Genomic DNA, 15,473 nt, shown 5'->3' on the forward strand with positions numbered 1-15,473 from the left:
CGGCGCCCGCTGGCCCTGCTCGCCCCGTATCATTACGGGTCGCGCCGGACCGGCGCATTACCGTCACGCCGCAGCCAGCCCTGTCCGATGTCCGTCCCGATCGCCCTACTCACCATCACGACCGCGCTCAGCGCCATGATGCTGGCCATCGTGTGGTCGCTGCGCCGCTGTGGGCTGCCGGGTGTAGGCGAATGGTGCAATGCCAACCTGACCGCGACCGGGGCGCTGGTGCTGTTCTCGCTGCGCGGCATGATCCCGGATTTGTTGTCGGTTGGCGTTGCCAACGCCGCGCTGGCGTGGTCGCTGGCCCTGTTCTACGCCGGCAGCGTGCGCTTCTGCGGCGGCGTGCCGCCGTGGCGGCGGTTGCTGGCGGCGGCGGCGGTGACGACTGCAGGCGTGATCGTCTGGCGCTATGCCGTCGACGTCTTCACCACGCGCGTAGTCATTGTCTCGGTCTTCCATGCGGTGCTGTGCGCGCTGATCGCGCTGACCTTGCTGCGCCGCCGCCCGCGCGGACAATCGGCACGGTTCTTCATCACGACCGCCTGCTTCGCGCTGTTTTTCGCCGCCGGCCATGCGGTGCGCGGCACGCTGTCGGCGCTGCAGTGGCTGGGCAATCCCTACCTGCAGGAATCCATGTTCCTCAACACGGTGTTCCTGACCCTGGGTGCGCTGGTGATGCCCGCGATGACCATGGGCGCGGTGCTGATGATCCATGACGCCATCGTGCGCCGGCTCGAAGCGGTCGCCAATACCGATACGCTGACCGGCGTGCTGTCGCGCAAGGCGTTCGAGGAAGGCGCCCAGCGCGAGCTGGCGCGCGCCGCCGGCGGCAAGCCGGCGCCCGCGCTGCTGATCGTCGACATCGACCATTTCAAGTCGGTCAACGACACCTACGGCCACGCGGCCGGCGATGCCGTGCTGCAGGCGTTCGCACGGCTGGTGGCGGCGCAACTGCGGCCCGGCGACCTGCTGGGCCGTCTCGGCGGCGAAGAGTTCATGGTGCTGCTGCCCGCCACCGGCGAGGCCGGCGCCGGCGCGGTGGCCGAGCGCATCCGCGCCAGCGTGCAGCGCCATGCGGTCACGACGGCAGCGGCGGACGGCGGCAGCCACACCGTGCGCTATACCGTCAGCGGCGGCACCGCCGGCTGGCATCCGGGCCTGACGCTGGCGCAGCTGAGCGCGCGTGCCGATGCGGCGCTGTATCGCGCCAAGGTGGGCGGGCGCAACCGCATCGCGGCGCACAGCGGGCCTGCCGCGGCTACGCAGGCGGCACCGGAGGCCGCGCAGGCGCTCGATGCCTGAGTCGCTTCAATCCCCCGTCAATCCCGTCAATCCTCTTCCACCACGCGGCGGTAAGCGCCGGGCCGCGAGCCGGTCCAGCGCCTGAATGCCCGGTGGAACGCGCCCGGCTCGGCAAACCCCAGTTCCGCCGCGATATCCGCCACCGGGCGGCCCGAATGGCTGAGCGCCTCGATGGCAAGGTCGCGCCGCAGCCCGTCCTTCAGGTCCTGGTAGCTCACGCCCTCTTCCATCAGGCGGCGCCGCAGCGATGAAGCCGACAGGTTCAGGCTGACCGCCAGCGCCTCGAAGGTGGGCCAGAGTTCGGGCCGCTGGTTGCGCAGCAGCCTGCGCACGCGCGCGCCGACGCTGCTGCGGTCGGAGTACTTCACCACCACGTTGTGCGGCGCATCGCGCAGGAAAGCCTTCAGGCTGCGCTCGTCCTGGCGCACCGGCTGGTCCAGCAGCGCGGCGTCGAACACCAGCGCCGTGGCCGGCTGGTCAAAGGCAAGCTGGCGCGAGTACATCACGCGGTATTCGGCGCTGTAAGGCGGCTCAGCGTAGTCGAACGCCGCGAGCCGCACCGGCACGCGCCGGCGCAACAGCCAGCTCATCAAGCCATGCAGCATGATCAGCATGGTTTCCTTGGCGAACACGCCGGGCTGCCGCCCCAGCGCCGCGTTGGGCGCGGTCAGCACCAGCGCGGCCTCGTCCCCGTGCCGGTCCAGGCGCACGCCGATATCGTCCAGCAGCAGCCGGAAATACCGCGTAATGCGCTCCAGCCCCTGCCCAAGCGTGCGGCTGCCGAAGACCGCGTGGCACAGCATGGCAAAGCTGCCGCACTTCATGCTGCGCGAATCCTGGCCGAAGAATTCGTCGTCCAGAGCGGCGGCGACCCCCAGCCACAGTTCGCTGTAGCTGGCCGCCGACACCCTGGCCTGCGGCACTGCCAGCAATTCGGGCGCGATGCCGGCGCTGCGCAGCACCGGCCCCGGGTCGATCCCGCGCGCCTGCAGCCCGGCGATGGCATGGTGGACAAAACAAAGCGCGACGCTGCCTTTTTCCATGGTCCGGCGGGTGGCAAACGAGTTCATGAAGATTGGCGGATTTTGGCATAGGAGCCCGCCCGCGGCGTTCCTACACTGCCTGCAGGCCACGACGCCGAGCGCGCATTCTGCCTCAGATGCGGCGCCGCGCCAACGCGCTTTACATAAAGCCCCCGCGGAACACCACCACGCCAACCTGCCATGCACAGCGACTACACCGAACAGCAACAGATGATCCGCGACAGCGCGCGCGCCTTTGCCAGCGAGCGCCTGGCCGCCGGCGCCGCCCAGTGGGACCGCGATGGCCGCCTGCCCGAAGAGGTCGTCGCCGAAATGGGCGCGCTGGGCCTGCTCGGCATGATCGTGCCGGAGGACTGGGGCGGCACCTACACCGACTATGTCGCGTACGCGCTCGCCATCGAAGAAATCGCCGCGGGCTGCGCCGCCTGCGCCACGCTGATGAGCGTGCACAACTCGGTCGGCTGCGGCCCGATCCTGCACTACGGCACCGATGCGCAGAAGGAACGCTACCTGGCGCGGCTGGCCAGCGGCGAACTGATCGGCGCCTTCTGCCTGACCGAGCCGCAGGCCGGCTCCGAAGCCCACAACCTGCGCACGCGCGCCCGCTATACCGACAATGGCTGGGTGCTCAACGGCAGCAAGCAGTTCGTCACCAACGGCCAGCGCGCCGGCGTTGCCGTAGTGTTTGCCTCGACCGAGCCGGAGCGCGGCAAGAAAGGCATCTCGGCCTTCCTGGTGCCCACCGACACGCCGGGCTTTGTCGTCCACGCGCCCGAGAAGAAGCTCGGCATCCGCGCCTCGGACACCTGCGCCATCACGCTGGAAGACTGCACCGTGCCGCACGACGCGTTGCTGGGCGAGCCTGGCGAGGGGCTGCGCATCGCGCTGTCCAACCTCGAAGGCGGCCGCATCGGCATCGCGGCGCAGGCGATCGGCATCGCGCGCTCGGCGTTCGAGGCTGCGTGCCGCTATGCGTCGGAGCGCATCCAGTTCGGCCGCCCGCTGCGCGAGCACCCGCCCATCGCCAACATGCTGGCCGACATGGCCACCGAGCTGAACGCCGCGCGGCTGCTGGTGCACCGTGCCGCGCGCATGCGCAGCGAGGGCGTGCCGTGCCTGTCCGAAGCCTCGCAAGCCAAGCTGTACGCATCCGAGCTGGCCGAGCGCGTCTGCTCCAAGGCGCTGCAGATCCACGGCGGCTATGGCTACCTGGAAGACTACCCGGTCGAGCGCCACTACCGCGACGCCCGCATCACCCAGATCTACGAAGGCACCAGCGAGATCCAGCGCATGCTGATCGCGCGCAGCCTGTAATCCCTTGCCAACCACATACAACCACACCGTCCGGAGACAACCATGAGCGCAGTGCCCAAGACCGACAATGCCGTGCCGACCGTACCGCTGCTGATCAACGGCGAATGGGTGGAATCGTCCGCCACCGAGTTCCGCCAGGTGGTCAACCCCGCCACCCAGGAAGTGCTGGCGCGCGTGCCGCTGGCCACCGCCAGCGAAGTCGCCGCCGCCGTCGGCGCCGCGCACCGCGCCTTTGCCACGTGGCGCCACACGCCCATCGGCGCGCGGCTGCGCATCATGCTGCGCTACCAGGCGCTGATCCGCGAGCACAGCAAGCGCATCGCCGCCATCCTGACCGCCGAACAGGGCAAGACCCTGGCCGATGCCGAGGGCGACATCTTCCGCGGCCTGGAAGTGGTCGAGCACGCCTGCTCGATCGGCACGCTGCAGCAAGGCGGCTTTGCCGAGAACGTCGCCTCCACCGTCGACACCTACACGCTGCAGCAGCCGATCGGCGTCTGCGCCGGCATCACGCCGTTCAACTTCCCGGCGATGATCCCGCTGTGGATGTTCCCGATGGCGATCGTCTGCGGCAACACCTTCGTGCTCAAGCCGTCGGAACAGGACCCGCTGTCGACCATGGAACTGGTCAAGCTGGCGCTGGAAGCCGGCGTGCCGGCGGGCGTGCTGAACGTGGTGCACGGTGCCAAGGATGTGGTCGATGCCCTGTGCACGCATCCGGACATCAAGGCGGTGTCGTTCGTCGGCTCGACCGCGGTCGGCACGCACGTCTACAACCTGGCCGGCGCGCACGGCAAGCGCGTGCAGTCGATGATGGGCGCCAAGAACCACGCCGTGGTGCTGCCCGACGCGCACAAGGAACAGACCCTGAACGCGCTGGCGGGCGCGGGCTTCGGCGCGGCGGGGCAGCGTTGCATGGCCACCTCCGTGGTGGTGCTGGTAGGCGCGGCGCGCGACTGGGTGCCTGAGTTGGTCGAGCGCGCCAGGACCCTGAAGATCGGCGCCGGCGTGGAGCCCGGTACCGATGTCGGCCCGGTGGTCTCGGTGGCAGCGAAGGAACGCATCCTCGGCCTGATCGCCGCCGGCGAGCGCGAAGGCGCGAAGCTGGTGCTCGACGGCCGCAACGTGCAGGTGCCGGGCTATCCGCAGGGCAACTTCATCGGGCCGACCATCTTCACCGAGGTCGGCACCGACATGACGATCTACACGGAAGAAATCTTCGGGCCGGTGCTGGTGGTGATCGGCGTCGAGACGCTGGACGACGCCATCGCGCTGGTCAACCGCAACCCGTTCGGCAACGGCACCGGCGTGTTCACGCAGAGCGGCGCCGCCGCGCGCAAGTTCCAGAGCGAGATCGACGTCGGCCAGGTCGGCATCAACATCCCGATCCCGGTGCCGGTGCCCTACTTCAGCTTCACCGGCTCGCGCGGCTCCAAGCTGGGCGACCTGGGGCCGTACGGCAAGCAGGTGGTGCAGTTCTATACGCAGACCAAGACGGTGACGGCGCGGTGGTTTGACGATGCGACGGTGAATGACGGGGTGAATACGACGATCAGTTTGAAGTGAGGCGTGGCACGTCGCAACGGCCGACGGTCTGCTCCCATCTCCCGCAAGCGGGAGAGGGGAGAAAACAAACGTTGTTCAAATACCTTCGCTGAAGGAGACACCCCATGCATATCGCCTTCATCGGCCTGGGCAACATGGGCGCGCCCATGGCGCGCAACCTGCTCAAGGCCGGCCATACCCTGACCGTATTCGACCTCAATGCCGCCACCGTCGCCGCGCTGTGCGCCGAAGGCGCCGCCAGCGCGGATACCGCGCGCAAGGCCGTCGCGGAAGCCGACTTCGTCATCACCATGCTGCCCGCCGCCGCACACGTGCGCAGCGCCTACCTTGGTGAAGACGGCGTGCTCGCCGGCGTGCGCCCCGGCGTGCCGCTGGTCGATTCCAGCACCATCGATCCGGCCACCGTGCGCGAGCTCGCCGCCGCCGCGCAGGCCCAGGGCAATGCACTGGCCGACGCTCCCGTTTCCGGCGGCACCGTCGGCGCGCAGGCCGGCACGCTGACCTTCATGGTCGGCGCCACCGAAGCGCTGTTCGCGCAGGTGCGCCCGGTGCTCGCCGGCATGGGCCGCAACCTGGTCCATTGCGGCGGCACCGGCACCGGGCAGGTCGCCAAGATCTGCAACAACCTGATCCTCGGCATCTCGATGATCGGCGTGTCCGAGGCGATGGCGCTGGGCGTGAAGCTGGGCATCGACGCCAACGTGCTGGCCGGCATCGTCAATACCTCGACCGGCCGCTGCTGGGCATCGGATACCTGCAACCCCTGGCCCGGCGTGATCGGAACCGCCCCGGCCGGCCGTGGCTACAGCGGCGGCTTCGGCGCCGACCTGATGCTCAAGGACCTGGGCCTGGCCGCCGATGCCGCGCGCAGCGTGAAGCAGCCGCTGTTCCTGGGCGCGCTGGCGCAGCAGGTCTACCAGGCCATGAGCCACGCCGGCGAAGGCCAGCTCGATTTCTCGGGCGTGATCCGCCAATACCTGTCCGCCACCGACAAGGAGCGCCAGCCATGATCGAATTCGCCCTCGATGGCCACGTCGCCACGCTGACGCTGAGCCGCCCGCCCGCCAACGCGTTTACCGCCGACGGCCTGCAGCAGCTGCGCGATCTCGTGGCGAAGATCGATGCCAACCCCGAGATCCGCGCCGTTGTCGTGACCGGAGCCGGAGAGAAGTTCTTCAGCGCGGGCGCCGACCTGAACGGCTTCGCCGACGGCGACCGCACCCATGCGCGCGCAATGGCGCAGCAGTTCGGCAGTGCCTTCGAAGCGCTGCAGAACGCGCGCCCCGTGGTCATCGCCGCCATCAACGGCTACGCCATGGGTGGCGGCCTGGAATGCGCGCTCGCCTGCGATATCCGCATCGCCGAGGAACACGCACAGATGGCGCTGCCCGAAGCGGCCGTGGGCCTGCTGCCGTGCGGCTGCGGCACGCAGACGCTGCCATGGCTGGTCGGCGAAGGCTGGGCCAAGCGCATGATCCTGACCAACGAACGCATCGACGCGGCCACCGCGCTGCGCATCGGGCTGGTCGAACAAGTGGTGCCGCGCGGACAGGCGCTGGCCACTGCGCTGGAGATGGCGCAACGCGCCTGCAAGGTCAGCCCGCGCGCCGCCGCGTACAGCAAGCAGCTGGTGCACCTGGCGCGCCAGGGCGTACCGCGCCAGGCAGCGCTGTCGCTTGAGCGCGAGCGCTTTGTCGACCTGTTCGACGGCGCCGACCAGCGCGAAGGCGTCAACGCCTTCCTCGAGAAACGCGCGCCGCAATGGCGCAACGCCTAGGAGCCCGCATGCGCCTGACCGAATCGGCCAACTCGCCGCACCATGCCGGCACGCAGGATGCCGCCGAGCCTGAGGCCCTGTTCGACGTCGTCAACGGCGTCGGCATTGCCACGCTGAACCGGCCGCGCCAGCTCAATGCGCTGTCGTACCCGATGATCGTCGCGCTGGGCGCGCAGCTCGAAACCTGGGCGCAGGACGACGCCATCCGCGCCGTCGTGCTGCGCGGCGCGGGTCCCAAGGCCTTCTGTGCCGGCGGCGATATCCGCGCCCTGTACGACAGCTACCGCGACGGCACACCGCTGCACCGGCGCTTCTTTATCGACGAATACACGCTGGACTACCGCCTGCACCGCTATCCCAAGCCGCTGGTGGCGCTGATGGACGGCGTCGTCATGGGCGGCGGCATGGGGCTGGCGCAGGCCGCGCACCTGCGCATCGTCACCGAGCGCTCGCGCGTGGCCATGCCGGAGACCGGCATCGGGCTGGTGCCGGATGTCGGTGCCAGCCATTTCCTGTCGAAGCTGCCGGTGCAGCTGGCGCTGTATCTCGGCCTGACCGGCGTCACCATCGGCGCCGCCGATGCGCTGCTGTGCGGCCTGGCCGATGCCGCCGTCGACAGCGGCACGCTGGCCACGCTGGAGCAGACATTGGCCGGCATTACGTGGGGCCGCGACGTGCTCGCCGACCTGCGCCATGCGCTGGTGCGCGAACCCGTGACAAGCGCCGCCGACGCACCGCTGCTGCAGGTGCTGCCCGCGCTGCTGCGCCACTTCCCCGCGCATGCCACATTGCCGGAAATCCTCGCCGGCCTGGCGTGCCAGGACGACCCGCGCTACACCGCCTGGGCCACGCGCACCATCGACGTGCTGCGTACGCGCTCGCCGCTGTCGGCGTGTGCCACGCGCGAACTGCTGCTGCGCGGCCGGCGCATGGACCTCGCCGACTGCTTCCGCATGGAGCTGGCAGTGGTGGTCAACACCTTCTCGCAAGGGGATTTCATCGAAGGCGTGCGCGCGCTGATCGTCGACAAGGACAACGCGCCGCGCTGGCGCACCACCAGCTATGAGGCGGTGGCGCCGGATGACGCGCAGGCACTGTTCCGGCCATGGTGGGCGCCTGGCGAGCAACCGTTGCCGCTGGCCCTTCCGGCCTGAATGCAACAAGCCAGCACCTGCGCCGCACCCCGCGGCGCAGGTTGCCACGACATCAGGCCTTGATCAGCCCATCCGCGCGGAACATCGCCTTGATGCCTCGCACGGCCTGCCGGATGCGCGATTCGTTTTCGATCAGCGCGAAACGCACGTACTCGTCGCCGTAGTCGCCAAAGCCGATGCCCGGTGACACCGACACCTTGGCCTTCGCCAGCAACTGCTTGGCGAACTCCAGCGAGCCCAGCGCGCGGTATGGCTCGGGAATTCGCGCCCAGATATACATCGACGCCTTCGGGATCTCCACCGGCCACCCTGCCTCGATCAGCCCCTTCGCCAGCACGTCGCGGCGCGACTGGTATTGCGCGGCAATTTCATGCACGCATTGCTGGTCGCCTTCCAGCGCCGCGATCGCAGCGATCTGCAACGGCGTGAAGGTGCCGTAGTCGTGATAGCTCTTGATGCGCGTCAGCGCCGCCACCAGGTCCGGGTTGCCGACCATGAAGCCGATGCGCCAGCCCGCCATGTTGTAGCTCTTGGACAGCGTGAAGAACTCCACCGCGATGTCCTTGGCGCCCGGCACCTGCATGATCGAAGGCGCCTGGTAGCCATCGAAGACGATGTCCGCATACGCCAGGTCATGCACGACAAAGATATCGTGCTTGCGCGCCAGCGCGATCACGCGCTCGAAGAAATCAAGCTCGACGCATTGCGCGGTCGGGTTCGACGGAAAGCCCAGCACGATCATCTTGGGCTTGGGATAGCTGCCCCGGATCGCGCGTTCCAGCTCGGCAAAGAAATCGATGCCCGGCACCAGCGGCACCGAACGGATATCCGCCCCTGCAATCACCGCGCCGTAGATATGGATCGGGTAGCTGGGATCGGGCACCAGCACGGTGTCGCCGCGATCCAGCGTGGCCAGCATCAGGTGCGCCAGCCCTTCCTTGGAGCCGATGGTGACGATCGCCTCGGTATCCGGATCGATCTCGACGTCATAGCGCTCGCGGTACCAGTGCGAGATCGCGCGCCGCAGCCGCGGGATGCCCTTCGATGTGGAATAGCCGTGCGTGTCGGGCCGCTGCGCCGCCTCGGTGAGCTTGGCCACGATATGCGCCGGCGTGGCGCCATCCGGGTTGCCCATGCTCATGTCGATGATGTCCTCGCCACGGCGGCGGGCGGCCATCTTCAGCTCGGCGGTGATGTTGAAAACGTACGGGGGAAGACGATCGATGCGCGCGAAGCGGCGCTTGCCGGAGGAAGCGGCAGTCATGTGGAGTCCTTTACGTAAGCGCCCGGAACCGTCCGAGCGACGTCGGCAGCCGCTGTTTCGGCTGCCTGGGGACTCATGTTAGCGGGGATGCCACCGTTGCACAACGGGTGTGTGTGCAGATGACTAGAGCCTGCCGCCAGGCAGACCGGTCGGGCGGTTGGCGGGCAGATGGCGTACGATGCAATCGAGCGCGGGAGAATCGGAGCGCCCGCCCAGCGCCGCACTGACCGAATCGCGGTACTGCTGGGCAGAGATGCGCTGGTAGTACAGGCGCGAAGTCTGGTCCAGCCAGTAGACGTAATCGTCGTCGCTGCGGCTGCCGCTGGTGCGCAGCCACTCGCTGATATTGTTCGTGCCGACCATCATGTTCGGGCACGCAGTCCGCAGCGAATCGAGATAGGCATTGAAGTCGGTGGCCTGGCGGCTGCGCACGGCGTCCGGCGCACAGGCGGCAAGCATGGCAACGGATGCCGCGGCGGCGGCGATGATGCGCGACGGCTTGGATGCAGGCAGCACGGCAGTCCTCCCGGCGGTGGCGTTGCCTGCCATCTTATGGCAACGCCGCGCCCGCGTACACCGTGCCGCCGCCCTGACTCAGTCGTCCAGCGTCTCGTGCACCGCGGCGTCGCCACGCTTCCAATAGGCCGATGCACGGATGCGCTTCTTGTCGATGCCGCGCTCGCCGACCAGGTACTGGCGCACCGCCTTCATCGTCGCCGCCTCTCCCGCGGCCCAGACATAGCCTTCGCCTTGCGGCAGCGTGACCTGGCGCAGCGCTCCTTCCAGCAGGCTGCCCTCGGGCGCATCGCCGCGATGCAGCCAGTGCACCTCGACATTGGCCGGGCTCGGCAGCGCGATCTGCGCGGTCGCATCGCCCACTTCCATCACTACGATGGCGCGCGCCTCCGCGCCCAGTTCTTCCAGCCGGCGGCCCACTGCGGGCAGCGCCGTATCGTCGCCGATCAGCAGATGCCAGTCGAAGCCCGTCGGCACCACGAACGAGCCGCGCGGCCCGCCCACGCCCAGGTACTGGCCCGGCCGAGCCTGCGCCGCCCACGTCGAGGCAGGGCCGTCGCCGTGCAGCACGAACTCGATATCCAGCTCCTGCGCGGCCGCATCGTAGCGGCGCGGCGTGTAGTCGCGCGCGGCCGGACGCGGCTGGCCTTCGGGAAAGCTGATGCCGTCCGGGCCCACCTGCGGCAGCACCGGCTTGTCGGCGCCATCCACGGGGAAAAAGACCTTGACGTGGTCGTCGAACGAGGCCGAGACAAAGTCTTCAAGCTCGGTGCCGCCCAGCGTGACGCGCAGCAATTGCGGCGTGACCTGCGTGGTGCGCACCACTTGCAGCAGGCGCATCTTCAGTGGATGGCGCACGCGCTGCACGGACAGATCGCGATTGGATTCAGTAGCGTTTGCAGTCATAGAGGAATTCCTTGGTTGCAGGCCCGGCGTTTGCCGGGCCCGGGTGCCGATGGCAGATGCCAGCGTCAGCGCCATGGCTCAGGCCTGGGGGCCAGCTTCGATCTCTGCCACAGCGCGCATCAGGATCGCGGCAATACGGCGCTGCTCGTCGGCGCCGGCTTCGCTGCGCATCACCATGGCGCGCTTGAGCGCGCCACGCGCCTGCATCAGCTCGGGCAGCCAGCCGCCCTGCTCCGGCTCCGGCTGCGGCTCGCCGCTCATGGCCCGGCGCATCCACTCCATCTTGCGGGCCACATGGCGCAGCTTGGCCACCATCACATCGACACGCTCGCGGTTGGCAGCGAGGTGCAGCTTGCCGGCTTCGGACAACTGGTAGCGCTTCTTGTTGCCTTCGGTATCGACGGTGGCGTAGCCGACTTCTTCCAGGTAGGTCAACGCGGGATAGACCACGCCGGGGCTCGGCTTGTAGAAGCCGTTGGTGCGCGTTTCGAGCGCCTTGATCAGCTCGTAGCCGTGGCTGGGTTTTTCTTCGAGCAGGCTGAGCAGCAGCAACTGCAGGTCGTCGGCGCTGAACTTGCGGCCGCGGCGCCAGCCTTCGTTGTCGAAGCCGCCGGGGCCACCGCCGCTGAAGCCGTCGTCGTCACGGTTGCCCCAGAAGCCGGCGCCGCCTCGGCCCATGGCGTGACGCATGGGGTGCGGAGCGAGTCGCATGAATGCATGGCGTACCGAGCCATGAGTCGCGTCGGGGTACCTTTGGTGGTGATGATGGTGGCGCATGGGCTCTCCGATCTATCGCAAGATAGATCGTAAGATATATATCGTACGATCTAAAGTCAACCCCGGATCTCGCCACCCCCTGCGCCGAATGCGTGCGTTACCCGCACCAAGTGGGGTTGTCTATCCCGCCCGCCAAGCACCGGAGCCCGGTTTTTAAGCCAATCGATCTACAAAAAGAATGGCGGCAGACACCTGCCGCCATCCAATAGACGATTGCGCGCTCAGCCAACCTGTGGGGTCGAGAGTCGTTGGACGTCAGCAACACCATCGGGGCACGAGAACCCACGCACACCGCCGCCGACTACCCCAACCGATACCAATAGCACCCGTCCGCGCCCAGCTCACGCACCGCTTCCCCCCGATGCAGCAGATAGTTCAGATGCGCGATGCTCTCCCCCGTCGCCATCCCCAGCAACCCGCCCGCCCCCGTGATCGGCCGCGAAAACAGTTCGCCGAACACATCCACCGCCCGCTTCGGCTCCGCCAGCGCCCCGCGCAGCCGGTCCAGCGCCTGCAGCTGGCTCGCCCGCAGGTAGTCGATACGGGCGTGCAGCCCGCGGAATGGCTCATTGTGGGCCGGCAGCACCAGCACATCGTCCGGCACGGCCGCCTTGACCTTGTCCAGCGACGACAGCCAGTCTTCCATTGGATCGGCGTCGGGCTCGGTCGGAAACACCGACACATTGGACGAGATCCGCGGCAGGACCTGGTCACCGGAGACGAGCAGCTTCAGTGAGGGGCAATAGAGACAGGCATGCTCGGGGGAATGGCCGGTGCCGACGACGACCGTCCAATCGTGGTCGCCGATGCGGATGGTGGCGCCGTCTTCCAGGCGCCGGAAGCTCTCCGGCAAGGCGTGGACGAATTTGCCGAAGCCGCCGAAGCGGGTCCGGTAGACCTCGATGGCGTCGTCGTCCCAGCCGGCGCGGCGGTAGAACTCGATGGCGTCGTCGGGTGCGGCGCGGCCGGTATCGGCGGCCAGCACGCGGCACATCAGGTATTCCATCCGGGTCATCCACAGCTGGCAGCCAAATTTGCGCCTGAGCCAGCCGGCCATGCCGATATGGTCGGGATGCATGTGGGTGACGAAGAGCCGCGTCAGGCCATCGGCCAGCGCGCCGCCGTCGCCAAACAGCGTGCGCCACGCCTGCGCCGTTTCGGGCGTCTGCAGGCCGGAGTCGACCGCGGCCCAGCCGGCACCATCGCGGATGGCCCACAGGTTGATATGGTTCAGGCCGAGCGGCATCGGCATGCGCAGCCAGCACACGCCGGGGACGATCTCGCTGGCGCGGCCGGGTTCGGGCGCGTCGCCGCAGGGATAGTCCAGTTCGGGTTTCTTGAGGGGATTGGCGGCGGCGGTATCGGTGGCAGGGGCGCTCATATTGGTCTCGGCGGGGGGGCCGGGCGTGTGCCGGTGGCCCGGCATGCGCCTGTTCCGGCGTTCTGGATACCCCTCACCTTAGCCGAGACGGCAGATTCTTGCCACGGCGGCTGTGCGCCCTGCCCGGCCCATTGCGGTCGAACGGGCCGTAATCGCCAGAATCTGCCAGGAGTGCCAGTTCAGGGCGCCGGCAGCACCTTCCCCGGATTCAGTAGATTCATCGGATCCAGCGCCCGCTTCACCTGCCACATCAGTTCCAGTTCCACCTGCGACTTGTACCGCACCAGGTCGTCCCGCTTGGCCACGCCGATGCCATGCTCGGCCGACACCGAGCCGTTCCCCGCATAAGCCAGGCCATCCACCAGCGTCGACACCGGCTCATACCACTGCGCCAGGAAATCCTTCGCCGCCTGGTCTTTGGGTCGCAGCGGGTTGAAGTGGACATTGCCGTCGCCCATATGCCCGTAGATCACCATGCGCGCATCCGGCACCAGCTCCAGCACCCTGGCCGAAGCCTCTTCCACAAACGCAGCGATGCGCGACAGCGGCACCGAGACGTCGCACTTGATGCTGCCGCCGGTGCGCGTCTGCGCGTCGGAGATCTCTTCGCGGATGCGCCAGAAGGTCTGGATGTCGGACAGGCTGGAGGCAACGGCGGCGTCGAGCACCAGCCCCTGGCTGAAGCCGGACTCGAGGATTTCCATCAGCGTGGCGTTGAGGCTTTCGGCGTCGGTGCCGGAGGTCAGTTCGACCAGCACCATCCAGTCATGGCGGTCCTGCAGCGGCGCGGCGACGTTGCCGAGGTATTCCAGCACCAGTTCCAGCGCGGGCCGCGAGATCAGCTCGAAGGCGCTGACGGCCTGGCCGGAGAGGCGCTTGGCTTCGCCGAGCAGCGCCACCGCGGCGGCCGGGTCCTTGACCGCGACCAGGGCCACCGCCGTGCTGCGCGGCTGCGGCATTAGCTTGAGCACCGCGCCGGTGATGATGCCGAGCGTGCCTTCCGCGCCGATGAACAATTGCTTGAGGTCGTAGCCGGTGTTGTCCTTGCGCAGGCCGCGCAGCGACGAGAAGATGCGCCCGTCGGGCAGCACGGCCTCGATGCCGAGCACGAGGTCGCGCATATTGCCGTAGCGCAGCACCGCGGTGCCGCCGGCATTGGTCGACAGGTTGCCGCCGATCTGGCACGAGCCTTCGGAACCGATGCGCAGCGGGAACAGGCGCCCTTGCGCTTCGGCCGCGCCGCGTGTGGCGCTTAGCGTGACGCCGGCCTGCACGGTCATGGTGTCGTTGATGGTGTCGACCTCCAGCACGCGGTTCATGCGGCTCAGGTTGACGACCACCGCGGTGCCGCTGTCGTCGGGCACGGCGCCGCCCATCAGCGAGGTGTTGCCGCCCTGCGGCACGACCGGCACGCGGTTGGCATGGCACCACTGCAGCACCTGGCTGACCTGTTCGGTCGACGACGGCAGCACCACCACCTGCGCCTGGCCGCGGTAGATGCCGCGGTAGTCGGTGACGTAGGCCTGGGTGTCGGCTTCGCCGGTGCGGCAGGCGTTGGCGCCGACGATGGCTTCCATTGCGCGCAGCGTGGATTCCTGGGTCTGGGGAACGGCTTGCATGTGTTGTCCTGGAGCGGGTCAGTACGCGGCAGAGGGCCTGGTGTCGGCGGCAAGGGCGGCAGCGTCGGCCGGTTGCTCGCGGAACGATGCCGCCAGCTTGCGTGCGGCGTTGGCATAGACCAGCACGTCGACGCCGGTGGCCACGAAGGTGCAGCCCAGTTCGAGGTAGCGGCGCGCCAGCGCGGGATCGGAGGTCAGCGTGCCGGCGGCCTTGCCGCTGGCGATGATGGTGCGCATCGCGCCTTCGATCGCGGCCTGCACTTCGGGATGGCCCGGGCGGCCGCGATGGCCCATCGATGCGGCCAGGTCGGCGGGGCCGATAAAGACGCCGTCGACGCCGTCCACCGCGCAGATGGCTTCCAGGTTCTGCAGCGCGGTCACGGTCTCGGCCTGCACCAGCAGGCAGACTTCGTCATCGGCCACGTCGAGGTAATCGGTGCGCGAACTCCAGCGCGAAGCCCGCGCCACCGCGCTGCCGACGCCACGGATACCTTGCGGCGGGTAGCGCGTGGCGCTGACCAGCGCGCGCGCCTGCTCGGCGGTGTCGACCATCGGCACCAGCAGCGTCTTGGCGCCGATATCGAGCAGTTGCTTGATCAGGGCCACGTCGCCGGACACGGCGCGCACCACCGGCTGCGACGGATAGGCGCCTACCGCTTGCAACGCCTGCAAAGTGGTCTGCAGGTCGTTGGGCGCGTGCTCGCCATCTATCAGCAGCCAGTCAAAGCCGGCGGTGGCCGACACCTCGGCCAGGTACGGCGTGGCCATCGACAGCCACAGGCCGATCTGCGGCTGGCGCGCGGCCAGCGCGGTCTTGAAGGGATTGTCTGCGGGCATGGGGATTGTTCCTG

Annotated in this window: 14 protein-coding genes; 6 read left to right on the forward strand and 8 right to left on the reverse strand. The window is 68.4% G+C overall.

All coding sequences use genetic code 11. The features are described from left to right. The first annotated feature begins 87 nt into the window (after nt 1-87). Nucleotides 88-1,305, forward strand: a complete 1,218-nt coding sequence (locus E1J61_RS06085; RefSeq protein WP_133093229.1) for a GGDEF domain-containing protein — start codon at nt 88-90, stop codon at nt 1,303-1,305. Nucleotides 1,306-1,331: 26 nt separating this feature from the next. Here the strand turns inward: E1J61_RS06085 and E1J61_RS06090 are convergent, their stop codons facing one another. After that, entirely contained in the window at nt 1,332-2,348 is a 1,017-nt protein-coding gene (locus E1J61_RS06090; protein ID WP_133093335.1) for an AraC family transcriptional regulator, read from the reverse strand. 180 nt (nt 2,349-2,528) lie between these two features. Between E1J61_RS06090 and E1J61_RS06095 the strand changes: the two genes are divergently transcribed. The 5 genes from E1J61_RS06095 (at nt 2,529) to E1J61_RS06115 (ending at nt 8,159) form a co-directional block, all read left to right on the forward strand. Further along, nucleotides 2,529-3,662, forward strand: a complete 1,134-nt coding sequence (locus E1J61_RS06095; protein ID WP_133093230.1) for an acyl-CoA dehydrogenase family protein — start codon at nt 2,529-2,531, stop codon at nt 3,660-3,662. A gap of 42 nt (nt 3,663-3,704) precedes the next feature. Next, nucleotides 3,705-5,228 carry a CoA-acylating methylmalonate-semialdehyde dehydrogenase gene (locus tag E1J61_RS06100; RefSeq protein WP_133093231.1) on the forward strand — a complete coding sequence of 508 codons (1,524 nt, stop codon included), beginning with the start codon at nt 3,705-3,707 and terminating at the stop codon, nt 5,226-5,228. Between the two features lie 104 nt (nt 5,229-5,332). After that, nucleotides 5,333-6,238 carry a 3-hydroxyisobutyrate dehydrogenase gene (gene mmsB, locus E1J61_RS06105; protein ID WP_133093232.1) on the forward strand — a complete coding sequence of 302 codons (906 nt, stop codon included), beginning with the start codon at nt 5,333-5,335 and terminating at the stop codon, nt 6,236-6,238. Further along, the gene (locus E1J61_RS06110; RefSeq protein WP_133093233.1) at nt 6,235-7,005 is read left to right on the forward strand and encodes an enoyl-CoA hydratase; all 771 of its coding nucleotides are present in this window, start codon (nt 6,235-6,237) and stop codon (nt 7,003-7,005) included. Before mmsB ends, E1J61_RS06110 begins: the two co-directional genes overlap by 4 nt. Before the next feature lie 8 nt (nt 7,006-7,013). Then, nucleotides 7,014-8,159, forward strand: a complete 1,146-nt coding sequence (locus tag E1J61_RS06115) for an enoyl-CoA hydratase/isomerase family protein (protein WP_133093234.1) — start codon at nt 7,014-7,016, stop codon at nt 8,157-8,159. 52 nt (nt 8,160-8,211) lie between these two features. Here E1J61_RS06115 and alaC read toward each other — a convergent pair whose 3' ends face one another. From alaC to hpaI, 7 genes are all read right to left on the reverse strand, one after another. Then, nucleotides 8,212-9,423, reverse strand: a complete 1,212-nt coding sequence (alaC, locus tag E1J61_RS06120) for an alanine transaminase (protein ID WP_133093235.1) — start codon at nt 9,421-9,423, stop codon at nt 8,212-8,214. Nucleotides 9,424-9,546: 123 nt separating this feature from the next. After that, nucleotides 9,547-9,939: a hypothetical protein gene (locus tag E1J61_RS06125; RefSeq protein ID WP_133093236.1), complete on the reverse strand. Its 393-nt coding sequence runs from the start codon at nt 9,937-9,939 to the stop codon at nt 9,547-9,549. Between the two features lie 78 nt (nt 9,940-10,017). Further along, nucleotides 10,018-10,845: a siderophore-interacting protein gene (locus E1J61_RS06130; protein WP_243736799.1), complete on the reverse strand. Its 828-nt coding sequence runs from the start codon at nt 10,843-10,845 to the stop codon at nt 10,018-10,020. Nucleotides 10,846-10,923: 78 nt separating this feature from the next. Next, nucleotides 10,924-11,622: a PadR family transcriptional regulator gene (locus E1J61_RS06135; protein WP_133093238.1), complete on the reverse strand. Its 699-nt coding sequence runs from the start codon at nt 11,620-11,622 to the stop codon at nt 10,924-10,926. A gap of 301 nt (nt 11,623-11,923) precedes the next feature. Continuing rightward, nucleotides 11,924-13,003, reverse strand: coding sequence for an MBL fold metallo-hydrolase (locus E1J61_RS06140; RefSeq protein WP_133093239.1), 1,080 nt, complete (start codon nt 13,001-13,003; stop codon nt 11,924-11,926). Nucleotides 13,004-13,182: 179 nt separating this feature from the next. Next, nucleotides 13,183-14,580, reverse strand: coding sequence for an FAD-binding oxidoreductase (locus E1J61_RS06145; protein WP_133093336.1), 1,398 nt, complete (start codon nt 14,578-14,580; stop codon nt 13,183-13,185). 60 nt (nt 14,581-14,640) lie between these two features. Beyond that, nucleotides 14,641-15,459, reverse strand: coding sequence for a 4-hydroxy-2-oxoheptanedioate aldolase (gene hpaI, locus E1J61_RS06150; protein ID WP_133093240.1), 819 nt, complete (start codon nt 15,457-15,459; stop codon nt 14,641-14,643). Nucleotides 15,460-15,473: the final 14 nt, after the last annotated feature.

Source organism: Cupriavidus sp. L7L, from assembly GCF_004353535.1.
Lineage (GTDB): Bacteria > Pseudomonadota > Gammaproteobacteria > Burkholderiales > Burkholderiaceae > Cupriavidus > Cupriavidus oxalaticus_A.